The following is a 21,603-nucleotide window of genomic DNA, read 5'->3' as shown; positions in this document are numbered from 1 at the left end:
TGCAAGTACAAACTTGCGAAATGCAAGTACAAATCGTATAATCTAAGCATGAAAAAGCGAACCTCTACCGTTTGTCCAATTGTATATGCACTCGACATCTGGGGCGATCCTTGGAGCCTTGTCATCCTTCGCGACGTCCTCATCCATAACAAGCGGTATTACCGCGATTTTCTTGCTTCGCGCGAGCGAATTTCAACCAATATTTTGAGCGCTCGGCTCCAATCGCTCGTTGAAACGGGTCTGCTCGTCAAAATAGAAGGAGCGACGAACCGCGCACAAACGATGTACCGGCCCACAGCCAAAGCCCTTGATTTGTACCCGGTCGTATTTGCCATCATGCACTGGGGCTTGAAATACAACCCCAATGCCGACAACAGCATACCGATCATGCGTGAGCTAAAAACCGACGAAGAGGGGCTGAAGCAACGTCTGTTGCGGAATTTCGACGATATCGAAGGAGCGCTTCAATGAAAAACGCCCGTTGAGCTCAAGGACAACATGAAGGCGATAGTCAAGCTATGGTCCAATTAACTAATAAGCTTCAACCCAACTGCCGATCCAAGTACCAACCCTATGCACAAAATCCGCAGAAAGCTTCGTGGTTCGTTATAGAAAATCATGCCCAAAATTGCGCCCCCCGAAGCACCGATTCCCGTCCATACCGCATAGGCCGTCCCCATCGGGAGCGTTCTCATCGCCAAGGATAAAAATCCAAAGCTTAGACCAAATCCTGCGATCAATTGGAGTAGAGATTGCCGGCTGCGAGTCTGGTTAAATTTATTGATGAGGAGGACACCGGCCATTTCGCAGATGCCAGCCAGAATGAGAAAGATCCAGTTCATGCGCCCTGCGCCTCCTCTTTGTTCTTGCTAAGCAGCTTCAGGCCAACTACGCCAAGAAGCAATAAGCTAATCATGGCCACTTTGGATAGACTGATCTCGGCGTCGAACAAGACGATCTCGGCTATAACGGTCCCCGCTGTCCCCAAGCCGACGAACACCGCATAAACCGTGCCAACCGCTAACGACCGAGCCGCCCTTATCATCAAATAAAAGCTAATGTAAATCGCAATTGCGGTGCCGATCCATTCCCAAATGGTGCTTGCGTGCTTAAGTCCAACAACCCAGCCCACCTCGAATAATGCGGCGATCATTACAGAAATCCATGTCATGACATATGCCTCCTCCACATTTTTGGTTTCGTGATGCCCAATGAACATAAGAAACAGAAAAAGCCTGGGAAATAAACCGCATATCGCAGTTTATCTCCCGGGCTTTTATCCCTCCGTGTCACAGCCAGAAGGCTGTGCGTTCTCTCTCGGACCAGACCAGCCTTTCGGCCGCGGAACCCTAGAAAACGTCGTATTCTGTTATTGGTTACTGCCATGCTAACATCTGAAGCGATGGGAGTCAAACTGAAATTTCATCCATGCCTCGTAACATTTCTGGAAATGAACACGTTGAATAAGTAAAATGTGCGAAATGGAGAGTCGTTACTTGAAAAGCAGAATATTCATTGCTGCCGCGGCCCTATTGATCGGCCTAACTGGTTGTACGAATGAGCAAGACATTACTAACCAGAGGGAGAGTCTTGCATCTCAACCTACTTCGATGGAGCGCGTAACTCCACCTAACGAAACCAAAGCAACACCCCATGTACCAGAAGTACCAGAAGCCTCCCAACCAAATAACACCACGACAATCCATACCGCGTCTTCAGATCGCTTATCACAAGCGATTACCCTATACGAATTGGCCCCCAAGCTTCTCGATAAGAAGACAACTGAGATCCCCAGCTATCATAAAGGAGACATTACTTTTTGGACGGAGGAACAGGTCAACAGCTTTAATGAAGGACACAGCGTTCCTTGGGGAGATCCTCTCGTACGAACATTCCTCGGCATTTCCAATCTGATCCCCTATGAGTACCTTATGGATGAAACCATTGGCGAACAGATGGATAAAGGCGGGGGATACGATCATGTGAGGACGCTGCGTACCCAGAACAATATCGTTTTCACAAGTCAACCGTACGATGATGCAACAAGAACAACGGTTGTTGACGTTAACGTGCCGGATTTGGGTACATACAACGTTACACTGAAGACAGGCACAGACTCCCGCATTCAAAACATCATGAAAATTGTATTCAACCCTGACCCGACAAGCAATATCCAAACACGCTTTAACGATCCTCGATCTGGATGAACAATGGGATCAAAAGAGCAGTAGTGGTCACCTTCTCAGCGGACCATGATAATCACGTGCTGATACCGGACAAAATCGTCCTTACGCTCGATTGAAAGATGGCAACGCCGATGCGGCCATATCGCTGCCGAGTCAATCGGTATGATGTTGAATCAGCCTCTGAAATCTCAGCACCCCATAACCGAGCAGCAGCGTGCAGAGCAACTGAAATAGGATCACTGCGCCGATGAAAGTTGCAATCCACCCCTCCCCCGACCAGCCGCCGAGCCAGTTGGAGGAATTCACCAGCAATATCGCCACGTTCGCCAATGCTAAGACGCCAAGCGTCTTCTGGAGTTTCCGGTAGAACGATCGAATCGATTCCTTGTCGCTGTACAGCTCGATCGTCTCCCCCTCTAGATGGGGTCTTCGAAAGTACCGCCAATTGACGCAAGTGCCGACATACTCCCAGCCGGCATCGGCATACAGATCGCAATATTCTTCCAGCTGCTTGGCGTTCATCGCATCTTGATAATCCATCCGATATTCGTATCGGACACTCGGCTCGTACTCGAAGCGGTAACGCATAAATCCCGGACGGTTCAGATGCAGCCCCCGCGTCGACAGGTTGGTCAACCACGTTTCATCCCGCCTATAGTCCCAAACGAAGGAGAATCGGTTTTTGTATATCGGTTTGGCATTCCCAACGACTTCTCTCATGTGCATCATCCCTTCCTAAAGTTGCGTGACCCTCCGGCCGTTGCGCAGCAGTTCTTCCATTCGCTCCATCTCCGCCATCACGACTTGCTTGCCAAGCGTGGTAATCGCATAGGTTTTGCGGCGCGAATCCGCTTCGACTTCGTCCGAGGGGACGATTAGCCCTTTTTTCAACAAATTGTTAAGCGCCGTGTACAAGGTCCCCGCTCCGATTTTGACCCGGCCTCCGCTCATCCTCTCCACATCCTGCATCATGCCGTATCCATGCGCGGGGGAAGCATATAGCGAGACCAGAATATAGTAAAATGCCTCGGTCAAGGGCAGCATATCCCTCATGTTCTCCAACGGGTCACCTTCTTTCATCACAACTATATCGTATGTCGATATATTAACTCGCGATATATCGACTGTCAATATAGTTGCGAAAAATAAGGCCAATAACCTGTGCGAGTCCGGCCCTCAATCGCTTCAATGCTACCTTCAATATGCATACCTTCGGAAGTCCACTGCAGAGCAGCGATCTCTTATATTTCGGAAAAAGGGCCGTGCATTATGGGGAAACGCTGGCCGAAGAATTTTTTGCGGACACCGCTTGTAATCGTTATATCGGCTCGTTCAATGATTAAAGGCTGCCGATTCGACCGGCAGCCTCGCTTGTGGTTGATTAAGCTATCATTCCCAGATGGCGTAATCGCTACCGATTTATTGCTTGAGCTGCTCGCTCAATCCGACGATGATGCCTTCCGGACCGCGAATGTAGGCGAGTCGATTCGTGTCCCCGTATTGCACCACTTCGCCGATCAGTTCGGCGCCATGGGCAAGCAGGCGCGCGACCACGTCATCGATGTCATCGACGGCGAACATGATGCGGCGGATCCCGAGTTCGTTCACCGACGCTTTCTCGTGCCCCGTTCGGATCGCATCCGGCGTGTGGAACTTGTCCAGCTCGATCCGTCCATGGCCGTCCGGAGTGCGCATAAACACGAGGGTAGCACGGACGTTCTGAAGGCCAATGAGACGATCTACGGAAGACCCCTCGACGGTCGTTTCGCCCTCCAACTCGAATCCGAGTTGGAGAAAGAAGGCTTTCACGGCTTCGAGGTCGTCAACGACGATAAGGACGTTGTCCATTCGTAGTAATTTATTTTTGGTCATCGTTATCTCCTTATGAATTCATTCTTTGCTGCAGTTGCCGTTGCTTCTACTCTAAAAAAATCGCCATCTTCTGATCTATCAGTCCAATCTGAGTGGCTGTTCCGTACGCATAATCAAGATTATTCGGCGTTGCTTCATACGCATATTTGTGCCCCTTTCTCGAATCGCCATAACACAGAGCCTAGGCTATTGAAAATAGGTGACCGTTTCTTACAGGACGTTACTGCGCGGCAATCTCGAACTTCGCGCCCGCATCTCCGGCGAAAACGATGGTTCCTCCCGCGGGCAGCGCGACCTTGTCCTTGCCTCCTCCGATGACACTGAAGTACAGGCATGCTCCCTTCGCATCATATACAGCGAAGGAGGCGTTCGAGGACATACTCACCTTGACGGTCTTGCCCCCATCCTTGTCGCTTATCGTAAACCAACGGGCGTAGCCGCTCGGCGGAATCGTAACGATTGACTTCTTGGCAACGTAGATGGGTTTCACGGCATCCTCGTTCACTAAGACGAGTCCACCTTGATTCAAGTATTCAACGCCGTCATGCGTATAGAACGTTAGACCAGAGAGATCTCGCCCGCTCATTCCTGGAATTTGCAATTCGGAGACGGCCGTATTCGGGCCGGTTATTCGCTTATCCAGCACGTACCCCGGCAATTGTCTCGATACCTTCAATTGGATGGGCGGCAGCACCATATACGTGCGCGACGTATACTTCTCATTCAGCAGATAATACTTCTTGCCGTCGCGCTTCATCCACGCTTCTCTTGTCTTAGTCGGAAGGTCTTGGGGCGTAAGCTTCTCGGCGTTGTACTCGGATACAGCCGTCTGCCCAATACCCGGCAACGAAGCGTATCGGCGAACCCATACGTAAGTACGACCATTCTCCTCCGTCACGAAGCTGAGCATCGCGTTCCCATCCGCGCTCCGGAACGTGCCATCCGCCGAATACTTGTAGACTTGAGCTGGGATACCGGGCGACTGCTCGGAAGTGATGGACATGTCGCCGCCTTCGCTAATCTCGATGTTGACCGTTGTACCGGAAGCGCCATAGATGCCCGAATATTGCAGCACGGACTTCGGCATATCGGCCTTAACCGGCGCGCCGTACGACTTCTCAGGCTTGAATTCGGCGATTGTCCCTTTCTCCTTCAGCGCCTGAAGCAGGATTTCATTCGCTAGAAGCTGATTGAACGTGCTCTGCCCGCCGGAAGAGACGACAGCTGCTGCCATGCCCTGCTCGGGAAGCACAACGAGCGACGCGTGATAGAGCAGCGTGTCCCCGCCTTTGGTCAGCGCCTTCATCCCATATTCGCCGAAGGGATAAAGATCGACGCTGTCCCAGCCGAGACCGTATTCGAATGAGCTATCCGCATCGCCAGGCCACAACGGCGTCTTGTACTCGTCTTGCGCCATAGCCGCAGCCGATTGGCCGGACAAGACGTCTCCCGCTTCCCCCGTGAAAATTTGCGAGAATCGAGCCAAATCTTCCGCCGTGGAATAGATGCCTCCCGCCCCGATCACGTTGCCCGTCTCGTTGGGCAGCTGTCCGGCGTAGGTCGGATAATAGAGTCCCGCCATCTTTGCTCTGTTCGGAGAATCCAGCGGCGTCTTCGTATTGGCCATCCCCAGAGGTTTCGTTATATAGCGATGGATATAGGAGGTGAAATCCATGCCGCTGACTCGCTCGACCAGAATCTCGGCCAGCGTAAATCCGTCATTGCAGTACACCGAGTAAGCGCCCGGGTCCGCCTTCAACGTCTGCCCAGCCAGCTGCTTCAGCAGGGTATCGTGGGCATACGTATCGTTATCTTCGAATAAAAAGGCGTCCGTAAACGACGATCCGTTCAGACCGGAAGAATGATTCAGCAGCATGCGCGGCGTAATCTGCTTGTAGCGTTCATCCTTCATCGTAAACTCGGGAATATACCGGACGACCGGCGTATCGAGATCGACTTTCCCTTGGTCGACCAGCTGCATGACGGCAACCGCGGTAAACATTTTACTCGTCGAGCCGATCCCGTACATCGTGTCTTTCGTGAGCGGCCTCTTCCCCTGCTCATCATTCTTGCCGGATTGACCGGATACGACGATGCGTCCATGATCGATAATGGCGTACTGCACGCTGTTCGTGCCGTACGTTCTCGTGAGGAGATCCGCCTTCTCCTTCGCATTATTCCGGGTTGCTTCGTAGGCGATCGTAGTCTCGTTCGAAGTCGCGTCCATTGCCGCCGTTGACACGTTTAACGGTACAGAACTTGGTGCGGTCACCTTAGATGTAATCAGCGCCGCTGCTGCGTTCTGCGTCTCTGCCATTGCTATGTTGTCGGCGCAGGAGGTTAGCAGCAGATACGAAGATAGCGCGGCTCCAATTATCCATCGACGTTTCCTCATTCGAACGCTTCCTTTCGACTATCGCTTTATTTATACAAAATTGATATAGATCACATTGACCATCACGAGAACAGCTATCGCTGCGGCGATAATCACTTTGCTGCGCGGATTCGCCATATTGATCGTCCATGCGAATCCGTGACGATCCGGAACGATCAGCGCCGGGTCTTCCGGGTTCACGTAAATACTGCCGAGCCACTTCCAGTGCCTGTCCTCCTGTGACGGAATGTCCCGAAACTGATCAAGTCCTTTGATTCGCTGGTAAAGCATGACGCCAACCATCCCCAAGAAGAGCGCCAACCAGAGCGAGAGACCGGAGTAGAAGAGCAGATTCTCCTCCCAGCCGTACAACGTTATGGCTTGAATCACCCCATGGAATCCAATGATCAGGAGCGAGGCGCCCAAAGCCAGAATCGAATAGATTCGCTTGCGCTTCAACTGTTTGTGCAAGGAGCCTTCCCGATCCAGGGGATCCACGGACATCCTGGCGCGGCCGATCATCAGATGAATGAAGACGAATAGCGCGATCGTCATCGCTTGCACGATGTTCATCGCGAATACGGTCCACACGGATTTGGAAGCGTAATGATCGCCCAGGAACGTCGCGAATCCTTGCGGAATCGCGTCCCACCTCGCAATGGCAGCGAAGATGCATAGCGCCATCACGGCGGCATGCGCTGAATACCACCAAGCGCTTAGCACCGAGCCTTGCGTCCGGCCGATTGTGATGCTCGCTGCGCGTTTCGTCGGCACGGCAACCTGCCACCCCCTAGCTGCCTTCAAGCGTTGCGCGGACATCCGGCCGATCCGAATGGCGAAGCCTGACCCCATCACGAGCAGCAGGATGGCCGTCGCCCAGCACAGAAACCCCCGCTCCGGTTGCTGGCGCATCCAGAAGAAGCAAGCTCCTCCGACAACGACAGCAAGACTGCTGGTGAGCGCCGCGTAATTACGGCGAATGCCTCGGACAGCCGCGTCTTGCTCAGCCTCCGCCGGCAGCGCGATACCCAGCAACAGGGTCCGTAAGCCGATGTAGACATGTAAGATGAGCATCAGCGCAAGTATCAAATAGCTGGTAGACATTAAGATTATCGCTGCTTGTGTCAACGTTGCTCCCCTCCCCGATTCATAATGATATCCCGGTACACCGCCCTGCTCTCCTGCGCGAACGCCTCTTCCGACATGCCTCGTACCGCGGCTGCCGCCGCAAGAGACCGCAGCTGCTGCCGCAGCTTCTCCTCGAACGCCTCCGTCATGCCAGGCATCCCGTCCGGCTGAACAATAACGCCCTTCTTCCGGTGCACGAGAAGAAGGCCCTCCTGCTTGAGCAAATTGTACGATTTGTTGACGGTGTGGAGATTGATCCCTAAGTCCTCCGCCAAGCTCCGTACCGAAGGAAGCGGGTCCCCCGGCCGCAAAGCTCCCGAGGCGATCCCTTCGACGATTTGGTCCACCAGTTGCGCGTAAATCGGGGTTTCCGATTGCAGATCAAGCTCTATGAACATGAATATCTCTCCTTATGGCAGCTGCGCGTCTTCTGTAAGCGAGGTGGCAATTAACCATATGTGATGCTGACATGTCGCAACCGTTCCATATCGATCCACCCACCTTTCATGTCTTTTGTTATATTACATATATAACAGATATGCAGGATACACGCAAGAACCAATTGTGGATTGTTTTTCCACACCACCCTTAGCTAAATAAGAAAGGCAGCTGATTTTGGGGTCAGCTGCCATCGCATTCTTATTATTCGTCCTGCCTGATAACGCCGCGAGAACAGCCAAACATCCGGGTCCGGCGGCTGTCGTGTAATTATTGAGCAATCGTTAATCGGCAATCGTTACCCCTTAATTCGACAACCGAACGCCTAATTAGGGATGGTATGCAAAAGTGACCGTACCAGTTGGCGCAGCGATGACTCGGTGTTGGCGTCTGTCACGCTGCCATCGTCTCCCATGATCCTGCTCGCGAACGGAACCGCCATCGCTGCTTCTTCCGGGATAGCCGCGCTCATCATCTTCAGCGTCATGGTTAGTGAATGCAGCGCTGTAGAGCCGCCATCAGGATGCGGAGAAGCACTTACGACAGCCGTGGGCATGCTCACGAATTCACCGGAGGATACGACCCAGTCCAAGGCGTTCTTCAATGAGCCCGGTACTCCTCGCGCATATTCCGGCGTACAAATCACGCACGCATCCGCCGCTCTCAATTCCTCCCTCCATTCTCGCACAGCCTTGTCCACTTGAGCTTCGTCACCATCTAAGTCTGGACTGAAATGCGGCAAAGACGCGAGTCCTTGATACATCCGAAGCTCCATACCGGTGGGCATCATGCCTCCGATAGAAGAAAGCAATCGTGTATTTATAGATTCAGTACGCAGACTTCCGGAAATGCCTAACACGATAATGCTTCGTTGCTGCATGTTCTTCACCCTCGTTTCCATTTCGATAATTGCATTATAGTCCCTACCATTAGTGTCATAGTCAATCGGATATTGCCTCAACCGCCATTCCTATTTATATTTTTCAAATTGCCCATTTACAAACCGACGGTCTGTTTTTATACTCTAGGTATACATTTATTGTCAGGCCAAAGGAGGGATACCTGTTGAAGCAAGAGGATCGCAGGCAGCAGACGATTAGACGGCTGATGGACACGACCAAGGAATTAATATCGGAGAAAGGCTGCCATTCCATCACGATGCAGGACATTATGAGCAGGTCCGGTATGTCCAAGGGCTCGATTTTTCACTATGTGAAGAGTAAAAACGAAATTTTTATCTGGGTGCTGCAGGAACGTCTAGAGGAAACGAACGGAAGTTTTATGAAAGAGGTTGAGCAGGGCCGCCGCAATTTCGAGGATCCGATGCAGGAAATCGAGAAAAGCATCCTTGCTTACGAAAATCCGCATGACATTACGAACAAAGTGCTGCTGTACTTGCTTGGAAAAGAAGAAGACCCCTTGGTCGCAGAAGCACTGACAGATTACTACGACCGGTCAGCCTATTTATCCAAGATGTGGATTGAAGCAGGCCAGAAGCACGGCGTCATTGCTGAAACGGTTGATGCCGAGAAGACAGGCGACATGTTCACGCTGATGACATTCGGATTAAGAATTCGCTCCGGCATCCCACAGGCAAAGGCGGTTTTTCAAGCCGAAGATTTAACGGCGTTTATTCGTGAGAGGCTGGCAAGCAGCGCACGGAGAAAGGGTGAGGAGTCATGAATGGGTGGTTAACGCTGCATCTGATCGGGGTTTTGTTGATGGTTGGGAATATCATCACCGCTGCCTTCTGGAAAGTTCGGGCCGACCTGACCAACAATCCGTCCATCATTCATCAAGCAGTCAAGAATGTGATGATCGCCGATTATGCTTTTACCCTCCCCGGCCTGATCCTCATCATTCTCTCGGGGGCTGCAATGGCTGGACATTCCGGTATCTCGCTGCTCGGATTAAACTGGCTAACGATGTCCCTTCTCTTATTTGCGATTACCGGTGTGATCTGGCTCGCCATACTCATTCCGCTGCAGCTCAGGATGATCCGATTCAGTGCGGATAGTGTAGTGGCGGGCGTGATCTCTGTGGAATATCGACGCGCTTCCCGCCAATGGGCAATATTCGGCGTTGCCGCTACTTTGTTGCCGCTGGTCATTCTTTATTTGATGGTGATGAAAGGGTTCTAGATGGTTGGTACGATTCAAATCATGGCTATCGGAGGTCACCTTATGGAACCACTAATCGTTCTTGTTGGCGTTACTATTATCCTGCTCGCCATCCTGATCTTCTATCTCCGTCATCGGCCTGTGCGGAAACAACGTGCATAAACCCGTGTTAAGCGGAACGTTGTACGTCACGAACGTCCTTCCATGAGACGAGTTTAATGTCTTCCTGTTTGAACAACTGCCTAATATCGAAGTCACCGAGTAAGCGAAATTCAATTTCACGCTCCAGATAACAGGGGGTTAATCGTTTCAACTCTTCTGTCATTATGGAGGGATGAACGGTTAATTGCGTGATGCCAGGCTTGAGATTCTGAATCATCGTTACCAACTCCGCCTTCACTGTGTCGTACTCTGCATGCGAGCTCAGACAATAAGGAAGCGAAATCATATCATCAATGAGTACAATGCCGCGTTGCTCCGCTGACGAAATGACTTCCGCAAATCGCTCCCTTTGCTGTTGGTTGATAAACGGTTGCAGCAATATCCTTCTCGGCAAATTAAAGGGAAGCTGAAATGCCTGACACAGATCCAGTGCAACTTCTAAGAAGTCACGTCCGGTGTGCAGTCCCATGATACTCCCTGCATGACTGTCAAGATGGGTCGGATCGATTCCTCTAGAGATGGCATATTCAATCTGTGCATGTAATTCAAGCCTAACCTCATCGGGATCCGCATGGGACTCTATGTAGGCGATATCTGTGAAGAACGCATGATCAGCATTAACGAGGCTGTGCAGCGTATCCTCCTGATACACGGGTTTATATCCTTGATTCTCCGCGCTTGATAACGTGAGATGAATTCCGGCCTGCTTGACCGTATGAAGCACTCCCCTGTCTAAACCCTCTCTAGCTGCTGGGCAGGGAATCATGATGGACGTTGAAGTAATGGCACCTTGCTGCAATAATGCCAGAATTGCCTCATTGGTCCCCTCTGTCAATCCACAATCATCAGCATTTATAATTAGCAAACGATCCGACTCTTCAAACCCTAATTTGGCGTTCATATCCTTCCTCCTCATGTGATATGACAGTTGAAGCATGACGAAGGGCGCGAGCTTAGTAGAAGGAGCAGCTGCCGTGGCGGCAAACTGCTCCCTCGCTGAACTCACTCTTCTGTTGATTAATCAAATTCCCCATCTTCCCACATATGAATGCCCATACATAAGCCGTCGCCACCCGGAGCCAATTCGATTTCCTTCAGATATTCCCTTGTATTCTGATCAAATACTCTAGCCACTAATGCAAATTCAACCCCATGATCCTGATCAATACTGCTGTCAATAACGCCATCAAGCAACATCATAAAACCATAAAGAGTATCGCTAATCGCTTTCTCAGCTGCACGTTTTTCCTCTAAAGAAGAAGTGGGATTTATCCGCTCTCTTGCATATCCCTTAACTTCTTCCATCAATGTCTTCCCAAAGAAATGCCCCATTTTGATCCATCTGGCATGTTCCTCGGTTGGCCAATCTTTATACCTGTTCTCTGTCATTTGCCATTAACTCCTATGTAAATTTATTGTTCTGACTGTCTTGAGCGGCTGCCGTTGGATTGGCGCTAGACAATTAGATTGAAATGTAATAATAGATACCTATCTTCTCTAAAAGGAAGTACATCGCAATCGTTATGACGAGAATCCTCAGCAGTTGATTTTTCGCACGTGTTACAGACATGATGAGAAGACCGGATGACACGACATTGAACCAGTCCGATATATGGAAATAGATGTAACGCGCCCCAGGAGAAAGAGAATAATCAAAAACAACGCCCTCTGTAAGCATTAGAGAAATCGGGAGTGCGGCACAAAGGGCAGCAACCCAGCCGTTACCTCTGGCAAACCATACCATATACCCTCCTATAGGCGACGCTAAGGCAATCGTGCCCCAAGCTATTGCATAGTGCCGCGGGAAAAAGCCAAAAAGAACCGTGGAGTAGTAATAATAGACGGTCAACATGGCCACCAAAAAGGCAAAGACATGAGAGGCTGCTGCGTAAGGCGAACGACTCCAAATTGCAATTATGGCAGTGGCAAAAATCCATACACCGAACTTTGAACCAATATTCCCGATAGGCGAACCATCCGTATATTTGGCCAAAAAACCGAGAACAGCCCCTGCTAAGATGACCAATAGCAAATTCCGTAATTTTTGCTGAATGGTAAGCGTATGCTCAGATTTTGATCTAACTGTATTTAATTTACCGAGAAGCATCCGTCCAGCACTCCCCTTTGCTTCAATAGTAACGGCAGCAACCGATCTATGGCCGGCTGTGTCGAGTCGTCATCGAACTATAGTTCGCCGATAGCACAACGATCCCATCTATCGTAAAGGTATTTAGCATTGCATTATAGTTTGCAATTTTCATTTTCAATCTCGCTTAAAAAAGAAAGAACGGCGGTTTTCATCTGGTCCAACCCGGGTTGTTCTATCGGGAAATGGCCAGATCCTTCTAAGATCACGCATTCTTTCTTCGCTTTTAATCTGTTATAAAACGGTTCACTTAAAGCAAACGGCGTCATTGGATCTGCTTCAGGGTGAACCAGTAATACAGGGCAAATGTCGAAACTTTCAGGTTGAATCAATGGTTTCATATTCATAAAAGTTCTAAGGAGTCGTAATGTGACTTTTGTGTCTGCCGCAAGCGGGTCCTTTATGATCAGTTGGGTCAATTCAGAGTTATTCGTAATTAACTCCATCCTAGATACTTTCGAAACAGAAATTCGAAATTGATCTAAGATAAAAGGGAAAACATCCATTGTGAATTTACCCAAACGACTAATTAACTTATTTGGGGCAACTTGATCTCGAACTTTTGAATTACTTGTATCTACAAACGTTGTGACTACCAATCCCCTAACATGCGTACTCATGGCCGCCGCATGATAAGCAAGCATGCCACCAATACTTGCTCCTAACAAAACAATCGGTTTACCGTCTCGCTTTATTTCCTGCTCGATCAACTTTGTAAGTAATTCAACCCAAAGCAGGTAATCTAATGAATTTAGTGAATCCGTGTAAGTTAGACCATAAGGAGGAAGGTCAGGGGATACAACATCATACCCATTTATTTGTAGCATTCGTGCATAGGGTGCCAATAGCCTACCGTTTCCACCTGCACCGTGAATTAAAATAACTTTAATTTTTGAATCAGGAACAGACATCCGATCGAGATGAACACGATAATCGTTCCAATCCCACCATTCTTCACTCGGTAATTGATTCTCATTTAACCGCAGTTCTTCAGGAAAAAATTTCTGATAATTCTTCCAGTACAGTTCGGTTTCATTGTAAGTTAAGCGTCTCGCTATAGAATTCATCTTCACTATTCCCCCCATGAATGAACGAACGGACTTCGTCTCCGAGTTAACTAATAACAGGCTACACTGAAAAACGACTTATTGTTCTTGCACTCCTAACATCTTTTTCCCTATATGAATCATAATTTCTGTTTTAACGAGATGTTTTCCTTTTTTTGTATTGGGTCTACTGGCAGCCTGTTCATGGCGGAGTTGAACCGACTCAGTCTGATCGCGTGCGCGCCTTTTATCGATATGGCCATCTCGCTGCTGTGGGCGGATATGTCGCTGACGCTGTCGGCGGACAGCTTCCCGGGAGTATTCGAACAGCAAAAAATGGCAGCCCGGAACTTGTTGGTTCCAGCTGCCATATTATTATCAACGCCCTCATCACCGATGTCACGACAGTTCGATCCTACGGCTTATGAAATTGTGAATTCCTTTACTTTACGGTTCAAGTTATTGGCCATAAAGTCAACCCCGCGCGAAGCGGAGGAGATTTCGTTCACGGTTGCCGACTGCTGCTGCGCGGAGGCAGCGACTTCTTCCGCGACGGCGGCCGAATTTTCAGCAAATTGGCGGATCACTTGGATGGACTGCATCACGTCCTCCGAATTATCGACCAGCTCAGAGAACAGCTCCTGCAAAGAAGCCGCATTCTGTTTCGTTTCACCTGTTTTGTCCACGATCAGCTTCAGCGCTTCCCCGCCTTTGGTAATGATTCGCACCTGCTCATTAACGGCAGACAGATTGCTTTCCATCGTTCTTACCGTAACCGAGGTTTCGGATTGAATGTCCTTGACCAGGTTCGTGATCCGCTCCGCTTCGATCTGGGACTGCTCAGCCAGCTTGCGCACCTCCGTCGCAACGACGGAGAACCCGCGTCCGCTTTCCCCGGCGCGCGCCGCCTCGATGGCGGCGTTAAGCGCCAGCAGATTGGTCTGGCTGGCAATATCCGAGATCGCTTGAATGATGCCGCCGATCTCTTCTGAACGCAGCCCCAGCTTTTGGATCGCATCGGTCGCAAATTTAACGGTTTTGGTAAAAGTCGAAAGATGCTGGATAGCTTCTTCGATCGCCTGATTTCCTTCATCGGCGATTTCAGCGGACAGAACCGCGTTGCGATAGGTTTGACCCATCTGCTGTCTGCCTTCCTGCACTTTCAATAAGGTGCCCTGCATTTTCTCGTGAATCGCTTGCGAGTGGGACGTCTGCTCCACGGTGCCTTCGGCCACAAGCTGGATTGCCTTGGCTACTTCATGTGAAACATGATCCGTCTGTGAAGCCGCTTCGGACAGGTAGGAGCTGTTTTCCTTCAGATTGACGGAAATATCGCCCAGATCTTTCAGCATTACAGCCAGGTTGCCCCGCATCGTCTCAAAGGATTGAGCCAGTCTCCCCGTTTCATCGGATGAGGAGATTTCCGCTTTATGCGTCAGATCCTTGTCGGCAATCCGCTGCGCCACCACGGACAGCTTGCGGATCGCTGTCACGATCGGACGGCTTAGCAGGTAGGAAGCGACGATTGCGAGCAGCAGAACGATTGCGCTGATCGCTAGAATCTCGAGACGAAAGCTGTTCGCCAGCCGGTCGAACGGCGTATTCGGAACGCCGACATACAGGATTCCGATTATGCTTCCCGAAGCGTCCTTTATCGGTTCGTAGAGCGCCTGGTTTTTCGTGCCGATGACGTCCGCTTCACCCAGATAGGGTTGGCCTTGTTTCAGTACGGAGGTGCCGACCTTCTCCGAAATCTTCGTTCCTACCGCGCGCTTTCCATCCTTCTGAACATTCGTTGCGATTCGCGTATCGCCGAGGAACAGGGTGACGGTATCCCCTGTTGATTTGCCTATCGCATCAACGAGGTCAAAGCTGTCATTGAAGGCCATATCGCCTTTTAACAGTTTGCCGTCCTTGACCGACCATTCGCCGGGATATTCGGCATTGATAATCATTTTGGCCATTTCCATGTCGGCTTTTAATTTCTGATGAGAAGCGAGTACCAGTTTACTCCGCACATTCTCTCCGGTATAAAAATTAATAATCAGCGCAAACAAGGTAAGAATAACGCTGAATACAAGTATGATTTTGACGGCAATCGATTTGAATTTCATGCTGCTTCCCCATTTCTGTCTATATTATTCTAGTATTTATCGAGCGGAAGCGGCCGGTCTCCTTCATCCGTGTTGGCGCCGTTTACCGCCTCGGCTGCTGCCGAATATAACGGAAATACCATATCCAGCTTGGCCATCTCGAATAATTCTCTCAGCTCCCCGCCCACGGCGATGGCGACATTGGGTCGATCGGTTCTGACCTCCTTGGCGAAGCTGATCAGCATACCGAGTCCCGTGCTGTCAATCCACGCCAGCTCCAACAGATCGAACACATAATAACGCGCCTTTATCTGCTGCTCGCGAAGGACTGTCTTCGCCTGCTGCACGTTGCCGTACCCGATCGTTCCCGTAAGCCGGAAAATTTGAATGCCGTCCTGCCGCTCGTTAGTAATTGTGAAAGGATTCTGATCCGCGTTTGGCTTTGTCATCCGTGCTGCGCCTTCTCTCTGTATGTGATGAGTGTCATTATATTCCTCCCGGTTCCGTTCACCCGGCAGGACATCTCGTCCGTCATTTTACGCATTAATAAAATACCTCGGCCGCAATCGTCCCACAGCATCGTTTCAAGCTCGTCCACGCTGCGGGTGAAATATAACGGGTCAATCGGATCGGCCTCATTCGCGATATCGACGATGATCCGCCCGGCTTCAGCCTGAACCGTGACCTGAACGGGCGGCGCCTCTTCGTTTTCGCCAAATTTCCGTATCGTCGCCTCCGCGGCGTTGATTACCGCTTCATTCACGGCAAACAGCAATTGATTTGGTTTGGGCAGACGTAAAGATTGGAACAATGCCTGCAATTCCGGCCTGAGCTCATCTGCCGACGTATTTTTGCTGGGCAGAAGCCATTCCCACCGCTGCGTTTCTGAAGCGTCCAAAAGCTCCGATCCGTCCGCACCCGCTTGGCGAATAAGCTCCACACAGACGGCCGTGGCATCGTCTTGACCGGGATTCGTTTGAATTATCCCCTGCAGTCTGGCGATGACCGCATCGATGCCGTCGTCCTGCCATGTTTCAACATCCTTGATCATGTCGCTGATTCCGTCGGTCACCAGCAGCAGCCGGTCGCCGGCTTCAAAAGGGAGGGTGACGTCGTCGTAGGTCATCTGCTTCATAATTCCGACAAGTCCCCCAGGGGCTTTCTTTAGCTCAGGCTTTCCGTTCCGGTACAGGATCAGTTTATTAATTCCTCCGGAAGCATAGGTCAGCGTCTTTGCGGCAATGTCGATCTCGGCGAACAATCCTGTCGTAAAATAGCCCTCCGGAAATAACTGCAGGCACTCGTGGTTCATTCGGGCCAGTTTTTGCGCAGGGCTGAGTCCGCTGCGGCTCATTTGCTGGAGCATGAGCCGCAGCGCAGAGCAGTTCAGCGCCGTGGCGAAGCCGTGCCCCATCACATCCATCAGATAGACCTGCAGTTTTCCCTCGGTTTCCTCCCATTCATAGTAATAGAAATCACCGCTGACAAACTGGCTTGGCTGATAGAGGTTTCGTATACGAAAGGCCGGATGGTCGAGCTCTTTCGGGAGCAGCTGATCCTGAAGCCTTCCGGCATGCATAATATCCTTACGCATTTGAACCCGTTCGGAAATATCTTTTCCGACGCCCGCATAGCCGACGGGCCTTCCGTCCTCGTCCCGCAGCAGCACGACGCTCCATTGAAAAGGAATCCGTAATCCGTTCCGGGCGCTGAGGCTCGTTTCCAATTCTGTTTTTTCGTGATGCAGCACGTTTATCAAAGCTTCCGAAAATAATGCCCTATCTTCGTTGATCATCAGGGATTGAATCGGCGTGCCTTTAAGCTCCGCCATCGTTTGTTCCGTCAGCCGGCAAAGCTGTTCGTTCATTTTAAGCAGCCGCCCCTGTAAATCAAGCGCGTAGATGATATCCGGCAGGCTTTGCAGCAGGTGATCCTGCTCGTAGAAGGCGTTCTCCAACGCTTGCTCGGCCGCTTTCCGCGAACTGATATCGTTCTGAATGCCGACAAAATGAATCACGTCGCCCTGCTCATTATCGACCGGATTGATGAGAAGCTCATTCCAGAATGAAGTGCCGTCCTTCCTGTAGTTCAGCAGCTCAACCCGGGTCATCGCCTGCTCCCGGATCCCGCTGCGGACTTTTGCCAGAGCAGCCGCGTCCGTGCCCGGTCCCTGCAGAAATCGGCAGTTATGTCCGATTATCTCTTCACGGGCATACCCCGTCAGCTTCGTAAAGCCGGGATTCGCATAAATAATAGGGAGATCCGGATCGGTTGCGTCGGTAATCACAACTCCTGCCGAAGAGTGCTCAAGCGCTTTCATCAGCCAGGCGTTGCTGGCGATCAGTTCCTTCAGATGCCGTTCCTGGATCATTTTCTGCCGCAGTTCCCGGCGCAGCTCCAATTCCGTCATGATCCAGCCGCTGAACTGCTGCAGTAACTCGGCTTCCTCTTCGGAGAAGCGGCGAGGCGCCGTGTCAATCAAGCAGAGACTGCCCAAGATGTTCCCGGCCTTTGTCTCCAGCGGTGCGCCCGCATAGAAGCCAATACCATGGTCGAGCACCAGCCGGTTGCCCCGGAATAACGGGTCCTTTGCCGTATCCTCGACGATCAGCATGTTCCGCGAAGCGACCACATGCTGGCAGAAGGAAGCTTCTCTTTCCGTTCGTCGCAGATCCAGCAGCTCTCCCTCCACGCCGAAGCAGGATTTCAACCACTGCTCTTTTTCCGTCACCAGCGTAATGAGACAAACGGGCACGCGAAAAATACCGCCCACCAGTTTGGTGATGCGGTCAAAACGCTCTTCAGGCTCGGTGTCCAAAATCCCGAGATCGTACAGCTCCTCTAGCCGCCGCACTTCTTCTTCCAGTGAAGAATAAACGATGCCCTCTCGATGCAAATCATCCATGATAGTTTGGGGATCCACTTGATATGCTTCCTCCACTGCAGTCGAATTCGTTTTTAACCAGGTACCTATTAGAGCCAGGGAAGCAGTTGATTCGGCCTGGCTTCATCCCTCTCTTTTATATCGTCAGCATGCGGACAAAATATGAGTTTGGCGGTTCAATCGTTTTCTGATGGTGATAAAGAAATCACGACTATTGTTGTTCAGCTTCCTAAGAAAAAGTTAAATTGCAGCTCAGCATAATAAAAAGGCAGTAAGGAAATGCTCATGGAGAAAGCTGTTTTTGCAGATAAACGATCACATGATATGCCGGGCCTGCCTGAATAACATCGATAAGTCAGTGCACCAAAAAGCAGTAGGTTCCTATCCGGGACTCGTGCGGCATAACTTCTCCTAATGTTATTCATCTATCGTTCCCAGTTAGCGCAATGACTGATCATATCTTTCAATTTTTTCGTTCATACGCGCTAACACTTTATTCATCTCTTCTATTTTTGTTAGCAGTTGCTTTCGCTGATCGGCTAGAAGTTCTCTCCTTGCACCTATGCTAGCATCGCCTTGTTGATAAAGCCCCGCATACTCAATTAAACTTTCAATGGGAAGACCTATACCTCGCATACATTTAACATGTTCGACCCATCTGCAGTCTTCTTCCGTATAATCCCTGATTCCGCTTTTATTGCGATTTACACGAGGTATAAGCCCGATGCGCTCGTAGTAACGGAGTGTATCCGGCGATATGTCGAATTTTCCACTAACTTCTGCAATGAGCATTGGAGTTTTTTCACCGTCCCTATCAGTTAAAACCGACCTTAAATCCATATACAGAGTGAGGTACATATGACTCTTCCAGAAAAGAAATTTCTTCTGGCGTTAACACAATTTTAAGCGCTGCTGCTGCATCATCAAGATGCGATATTTTCGTAGCGCCGATAATGGGAGCAGTTACTGGTTCCTTCTGTAGCAACCAGGCAAGCGCGATCTGAGCACGGGGAACACAGCGTTTCTCCGCAATGGCTGCCACTCGCTCTACAACTAATCGATCGGTGTCTGCAGCCGCATCATATTTTGCTTTTTGAACGTGATCGGTTTCGAACGGTCGTTGTTTCCGACCAATCCCGTGTCAATCTTCCTGATGCGAGCGGGCTAAAGGGGATAACCCCAATTTTATCTTCCTTACAAAGCGGCAGCATCTCCCTCTCGTCTTCTCCAAACCGGATCCATCCATTTTTCTCGGCGGCGTGCTGCGCCTTCATATACTGTAACCTGATATCCGATATTATTGCATTTGGAGTTCACTCCAAGTCAAACGATTTTGTGATGTGTTTTGCTGAGCCTCATTAACGTAATCTCCCTCTATGGATAATCGTTTCCCTCTTAAATACGCTTGTTTTCTTAGGTTTGAACGTTTTTCTTGCGTTACGAGACATCCACCCAATGGAACAAGGTTGTAGAAGATGAAAAATATGGGCGGTGAAAGCAAAAAAAAAAAAGCACGCCCACCCAGACCACTCGTTTTAAAAAGTGGACTTTCTGGAGATGGTCGCACCTTTGGATCTCCATAAACATCATACCAAGGAGTCTTTTGGTTACTCAAACCTCGTATTTCTTCATAATAGGATTGCTGCCCGTTAATTCAGCAAAGGGGGTGTCCCAAAAGTCATCGAAACGATGACGTTGGGACACCCCCGTTTTCAAATGCAATGTTTTGGTTTCCGCATCCACTGCGCGGTCGCATGTTCTTCCGATCGCTGTTGTTCCCGGATTCCCTGAATGTAATGGGCGAAGGAAGGAATCCGCTCACAAAGGCGAACGCTGACGCTTCTCCAGAATCATGCGACCTGCTCCGTTTTGGCTAACCATTCATTAAAATTTCAAAACAAAAAGAAGCCCGTCCTTGTTAAAATGGAGGTACCACCCAACCATTCCTAAAGGAGAGACTTCTTTTGTACAAAGAATATATCATGGACCAGCTGTCCTTGCCAATGGACTTGCAAGAAGATATCCCTCAAAACCATCTCGTTCGCATCGTCAATGATGCGGTCGACCGCTTAAATATGAATCTTTTCACCAAAGCCTATCCAGGCGGCGGTCGGGACAGTTACCACCCCAAAATGCTGACGAAGATCATTATCTACGCCTACACGCAGCGGATTTACTCCTCACGCCAAATTGCCAAAGCCGTCCGGGAGAACATCATGTTCATGTGGCTGGCCGCACGGCAACGCCCAGACTTTCGCACCATTAACCGGTTTCGTTCCGAGCGCATGAAAGACGTGCTCGAATCCATCTTCACGGCTGTTCTTCAGTTTCTCGTTGAATGCAAGTACGTCAAGCTCGAGCATTACTTCGTCGATGGAACCAAGATTGAAGCCAATGCCAACCGCTACACCTTTGTCTGGGGTAAGGCAGTCGTCAAACACAAGATGAGGCTGCAGGAGAAAGTGCAATCCTTGTTCGCGACCATCGAAGAAGCCGAGAAACAGGAAGATCATGCGCTAAGCGGCTTGGATCTAAGTGAGCTTGGTAAACCAGCAGACATGACGAGCGAGAAGCTGGAACAAGCGGTGCAGCAGCTTGAACAGCGACTAGAAGCGAAACCAAAGGACAAGCCGCTCAAGAAAACAGTTCGCATCATTCGTAAAGACCTGCTACCGCGACTCCAAAAGTACGAATCCCAGCAAAACATCTTGGGGAGCCGCAACAGTTTCAGCAAGACAGATCCAGACGCCACCTTCATGCGAATGAAAGAAGACCATATGCGAAATGGTCAGCTCAAACCGGGCTACAATGTACAGATCGGAACCGAGAACCAATTCATCCTAGGGTACAGTGTTCACCAGCGTCCAACGGACACCAGATGCCTGAAGCCGCATCTGGAGAAAGTGAAACACGCATTAGGTGCACTGCCGGGCACGATCATCGCGGACGCTGGCTATGGCGGAGAAGAGAACTACGCGTACCTGGAGCAAGAGAACGTGGAAGCCATTGTGAAGTACGCGACGTACCATCGCGAGAACACCAAGGCATGGCAGCAAGACGTGGGCAGATTGGACAACTGGACGTATCTCGCCGCTGAGGACAGATGGCTATGCCCGGCCGGTCAGCAATTGCTCTTTCGCAGAGAGAGCAAAGA

The 21,603-nt window shown here is 50.3% G+C and carries 22 protein-coding genes, 1 pseudogene and 1 riboswitch; of the genes and pseudogenes, 5 read left to right on the top strand and 18 right to left on the bottom strand.

Features of this window, described 5'->3' with window-relative positions:
- Window positions 1-48 precede the first annotated feature (48 nt).
- The gene (locus tag ACFFSY_RS03175; RefSeq protein WP_377489787.1) at window positions 49-471 is read left to right on the top strand and encodes a winged helix-turn-helix transcriptional regulator; all 423 of its coding nucleotides are present in this window, start codon (window positions 49-51) and stop codon (window positions 469-471) included.
- A gap of 56 nt (window positions 472-527) precedes the next feature.
- Here the strand turns inward: ACFFSY_RS03175 and ACFFSY_RS03170 are convergent, their stop codons facing one another.
- Together ACFFSY_RS03170 and ACFFSY_RS03165 are read right to left on the bottom strand one after the other, a co-directional pair.
- Window positions 528-842: a DMT family transporter gene (locus ACFFSY_RS03170; protein WP_377489784.1), complete on the bottom strand. Its 315-nt coding sequence runs from the start codon at window positions 840-842 to the stop codon at window positions 528-530.
- Window positions 839-1,171, bottom strand: a complete 333-nt coding sequence (locus ACFFSY_RS03165; RefSeq protein WP_377489781.1) for a DMT family transporter — start codon at window positions 1,169-1,171, stop codon at window positions 839-841. Before ACFFSY_RS03165 ends, ACFFSY_RS03170 begins: the two co-directional genes overlap by 4 nt.
- 92 nt (window positions 1,172-1,263) lie before the next feature.
- Window positions 1,264-1,364, bottom strand: a riboswitch (guanidine-I (ykkC/yxkD leader).
- Between the two features lie 132 nt (window positions 1,365-1,496).
- Here ACFFSY_RS03165 and ACFFSY_RS03160 point away from each other — a divergent pair.
- The gene (locus ACFFSY_RS03160) at window positions 1,497-2,207 is read left to right on the top strand and encodes a hypothetical protein (RefSeq protein WP_377489778.1); all 711 of its coding nucleotides are present in this window, start codon (window positions 1,497-1,499) and stop codon (window positions 2,205-2,207) included.
- 132 nt (window positions 2,208-2,339) lie between these two features.
- On the opposite strand, the gene ACFFSY_RS03155 is transcribed toward ACFFSY_RS03160, so the two are convergent.
- The 7 genes from ACFFSY_RS03155 to ACFFSY_RS03125 all read right to left on the bottom strand — a co-directional run bounded on the left by ACFFSY_RS03155 (window position 2,340) and on the right by ACFFSY_RS03125 (window position 8,878).
- Window positions 2,340-2,906: a DUF2812 domain-containing protein gene (locus tag ACFFSY_RS03155; RefSeq protein ID WP_377489775.1), complete on the bottom strand. Its 567-nt coding sequence runs from the start codon at window positions 2,904-2,906 to the stop codon at window positions 2,340-2,342.
- Window positions 2,907-2,921: 15 nt separating this feature from the next.
- The gene (locus ACFFSY_RS03150) at window positions 2,922-3,239 is read right to left on the bottom strand and encodes a PadR family transcriptional regulator (protein ID WP_377489808.1); all 318 of its coding nucleotides are present in this window, start codon (window positions 3,237-3,239) and stop codon (window positions 2,922-2,924) included.
- A gap of 366 nt (window positions 3,240-3,605) precedes the next feature.
- Window positions 3,606-4,058, bottom strand: coding sequence for a VOC family protein (locus ACFFSY_RS03145; protein ID WP_377489772.1), 453 nt, complete (start codon window positions 4,056-4,058; stop codon window positions 3,606-3,608).
- A 220-nt stretch (window positions 4,059-4,278) separates the two neighbouring features.
- Complete coding sequence (locus ACFFSY_RS03140; RefSeq protein WP_377489769.1) at window positions 4,279-6,453, bottom strand: serine hydrolase domain-containing protein; 2,175 nt, start codon at window positions 6,451-6,453, stop codon at window positions 4,279-4,281.
- Between the two features lie 30 nt (window positions 6,454-6,483).
- On the bottom strand, window positions 6,484-7,560 hold the full coding sequence (locus ACFFSY_RS03135) for a DUF5808 domain-containing protein (RefSeq protein ID WP_377489766.1): 1,077 nt from the start codon (window positions 7,558-7,560) through the stop codon (window positions 6,484-6,486).
- Window positions 7,557-7,958 carry a GntR family transcriptional regulator gene (locus ACFFSY_RS03130; protein WP_377489763.1) on the bottom strand — a complete coding sequence of 134 codons (402 nt, stop codon included), beginning with the start codon at window positions 7,956-7,958 and terminating at the stop codon, window positions 7,557-7,559. The genes ACFFSY_RS03135 and ACFFSY_RS03130 overlap by 4 nt, the downstream gene beginning before the upstream one ends.
- Window positions 7,959-8,323: 365 nt before the next feature.
- Window positions 8,324-8,878 carry an NADPH-dependent FMN reductase gene (locus ACFFSY_RS03125; RefSeq protein WP_377489760.1) on the bottom strand — a complete coding sequence of 185 codons (555 nt, stop codon included), beginning with the start codon at window positions 8,876-8,878 and terminating at the stop codon, window positions 8,324-8,326.
- Window positions 8,879-9,063: 185 nt separating this feature from the next.
- Here ACFFSY_RS03125 and ACFFSY_RS03120 point away from each other — a divergent pair, with 185 nt between their 5' ends.
- Both ACFFSY_RS03120 and ACFFSY_RS03115 read left to right on the top strand, forming a co-directional pair.
- Complete coding sequence (locus ACFFSY_RS03120; RefSeq protein ID WP_377489757.1) at window positions 9,064-9,681, top strand: TetR/AcrR family transcriptional regulator; 618 nt, start codon at window positions 9,064-9,066, stop codon at window positions 9,679-9,681.
- On the top strand, window positions 9,678-10,139 hold the full coding sequence (locus ACFFSY_RS03115) for a DUF2269 family protein (RefSeq protein ID WP_377489754.1): 462 nt from the start codon (window positions 9,678-9,680) through the stop codon (window positions 10,137-10,139). Before ACFFSY_RS03120 ends, ACFFSY_RS03115 begins: the two co-directional genes overlap by 4 nt.
- 148 nt (window positions 10,140-10,287) lie before the next feature.
- On the opposite strand, the gene ACFFSY_RS03110 is transcribed toward ACFFSY_RS03115, so the two are convergent.
- The 9 genes and pseudogenes from ACFFSY_RS03110 to ACFFSY_RS03070 form a co-directional block, all read right to left on the bottom strand.
- Window positions 10,288-11,181, bottom strand: coding sequence for a polysaccharide deacetylase family protein (locus ACFFSY_RS03110; RefSeq protein WP_377489751.1), 894 nt, complete (start codon window positions 11,179-11,181; stop codon window positions 10,288-10,290).
- Between the two features lie 116 nt (window positions 11,182-11,297).
- Window positions 11,298-11,669 carry a hypothetical protein gene (locus ACFFSY_RS03105; RefSeq protein ID WP_377489748.1) on the bottom strand — a complete coding sequence of 124 codons (372 nt, stop codon included), beginning with the start codon at window positions 11,667-11,669 and terminating at the stop codon, window positions 11,298-11,300.
- A 73-nt stretch (window positions 11,670-11,742) separates the two neighbouring features.
- Window positions 11,743-12,387, bottom strand: coding sequence for a DUF6518 family protein (locus ACFFSY_RS03100; RefSeq protein ID WP_377489745.1), 645 nt, complete (start codon window positions 12,385-12,387; stop codon window positions 11,743-11,745).
- A 134-nt stretch (window positions 12,388-12,521) separates the two neighbouring features.
- Window positions 12,522-13,493 carry an alpha/beta hydrolase gene (locus ACFFSY_RS03095; RefSeq protein WP_377489742.1) on the bottom strand — a complete coding sequence of 324 codons (972 nt, stop codon included), beginning with the start codon at window positions 13,491-13,493 and terminating at the stop codon, window positions 12,522-12,524.
- 401 nt (window positions 13,494-13,894) lie between these two features.
- Complete coding sequence (locus ACFFSY_RS03090; protein ID WP_377489739.1) at window positions 13,895-15,586, bottom strand: methyl-accepting chemotaxis protein; 1,692 nt, start codon at window positions 15,584-15,586, stop codon at window positions 13,895-13,897.
- Between the two features lie 29 nt (window positions 15,587-15,615).
- The gene (locus tag ACFFSY_RS03085; RefSeq protein WP_377489736.1) at window positions 15,616-16,014 is read right to left on the bottom strand and encodes an STAS domain-containing protein; all 399 of its coding nucleotides are present in this window, start codon (window positions 16,012-16,014) and stop codon (window positions 15,616-15,618) included.
- Window positions 16,011-18,488, bottom strand: coding sequence for a PAS domain S-box protein (locus ACFFSY_RS03080; RefSeq protein ID WP_377489733.1), 2,478 nt, complete (start codon window positions 18,486-18,488; stop codon window positions 16,011-16,013). The genes ACFFSY_RS03085 and ACFFSY_RS03080 overlap by 4 nt, the downstream gene beginning before the upstream one ends.
- 399 nt (window positions 18,489-18,887) lie before the next feature.
- Window positions 18,888-19,241 (bottom strand): MerR family transcriptional regulator, encoded by a 354-nt coding sequence (locus ACFFSY_RS03075; RefSeq protein WP_377489730.1) that lies wholly within the window; start codon window positions 19,239-19,241, stop codon window positions 18,888-18,890.
- Between the two features lie 22 nt (window positions 19,242-19,263).
- Window positions 19,264-19,729 (bottom strand): annotated as a pseudogene (locus ACFFSY_RS03070) (aldo/keto reductase); the annotation flags it as partial.
- 684 nt (window positions 19,730-20,413) lie between these two features.
- Here ACFFSY_RS03070 and ACFFSY_RS03065 point away from each other — a divergent pair.
- Window positions 20,414-21,603, top strand: a 1,190-nt coding sequence (locus ACFFSY_RS03065; RefSeq protein ID WP_377489728.1) for an IS1182 family transposase, incomplete at its 3' end; no start/stop codon positions are given.

The organism is Paenibacillus aurantiacus (assembly GCF_042431225.1).
Taxonomy (GTDB): Bacteria; Bacillota; Bacilli; order Paenibacillales; family Paenibacillaceae; genus Paenibacillus_Z; species Paenibacillus_Z aurantiacus.
Note: the sequence above shows the minus strand (reverse complement) of the source record. Positions and strands in the feature narration are given on the sequence as shown.

Excerpts from the sequence above, each read along its gene's own strand:
- ACFFSY_RS03145 (WP_377489772.1), bottom strand. The coding sequence starts at position 4,058 with ATGACCAAAAATAAATTACTACGAATGGACAACGTCCTTATCGTCGTT.
- ACFFSY_RS03155 (WP_377489775.1), bottom strand. The coding sequence starts at position 2,906 with ATGAGAGAAGTCGTTGGGAATGCCAAACCGATATACAAAAACCGATTC.
- ACFFSY_RS03090 (WP_377489739.1), bottom strand. The coding sequence starts at position 15,586 with ATGAAATTCAAATCGATTGCCGTCAAAATCATACTTGTATTCAGCGTT.
- ACFFSY_RS03075 (WP_377489730.1), bottom strand. The coding sequence starts at position 19,241 with ATGCTCATTGCAGAAGTTAGTGGAAAATTCGACATATCGCCGGATACA.
- ACFFSY_RS03125 (WP_377489760.1), bottom strand. The coding sequence starts at position 8,878 with ATGCAGCAACGAAGCATTATCGTGTTAGGCATTTCCGGAAGTCTGCGT.
- ACFFSY_RS03165 (WP_377489781.1), bottom strand. The coding sequence starts at position 1,171 with ATGACATGGATTTCTGTAATGATCGCCGCATTATTCGAGGTGGGCTGG.
- ACFFSY_RS03110 (WP_377489751.1), bottom strand. The coding sequence starts at position 11,181 with ATGAACGCCAAATTAGGGTTTGAAGAGTCGGATCGTTTGCTAATTATA.
- ACFFSY_RS03115 (WP_377489754.1), top strand. The coding sequence starts at position 9,678 with ATGAATGGGTGGTTAACGCTGCATCTGATCGGGGTTTTGTTGATGGTT.
- ACFFSY_RS03130 (WP_377489763.1), bottom strand. The coding sequence starts at position 7,958 with ATGTTCATAGAGCTTGATCTGCAATCGGAAACCCCGATTTACGCGCAA.
- ACFFSY_RS03085 (WP_377489736.1), bottom strand. The coding sequence starts at position 16,014 with ATGACAAAGCCAAACGCGGATCAGAATCCTTTCACAATTACTAACGAG.
- ACFFSY_RS03170 (WP_377489784.1), bottom strand. The coding sequence starts at position 842 with ATGAACTGGATCTTTCTCATTCTGGCTGGCATCTGCGAAATGGCCGGT.
- ACFFSY_RS03100 (WP_377489745.1), bottom strand. The coding sequence starts at position 12,387 with ATGCTTCTCGGTAAATTAAATACAGTTAGATCAAAATCTGAGCATACG.
- ACFFSY_RS03140 (WP_377489769.1), bottom strand. The coding sequence starts at position 6,453 with ATGAGGAAACGTCGATGGATAATTGGAGCCGCGCTATCTTCGTATCTG.
- ACFFSY_RS03175 (WP_377489787.1), top strand. The coding sequence starts at position 49 with ATGAAAAAGCGAACCTCTACCGTTTGTCCAATTGTATATGCACTCGAC.
- ACFFSY_RS03105 (WP_377489748.1), bottom strand. The coding sequence starts at position 11,669 with ATGACAGAGAACAGGTATAAAGATTGGCCAACCGAGGAACATGCCAGA.
- ACFFSY_RS03150 (WP_377489808.1), bottom strand. The coding sequence starts at position 3,239 with ATGAGGGATATGCTGCCCTTGACCGAGGCATTTTACTATATTCTGGTC.
- ACFFSY_RS03095 (WP_377489742.1), bottom strand. The coding sequence starts at position 13,493 with ATGAATTCTATAGCGAGACGCTTAACTTACAATGAAACCGAACTGTAC.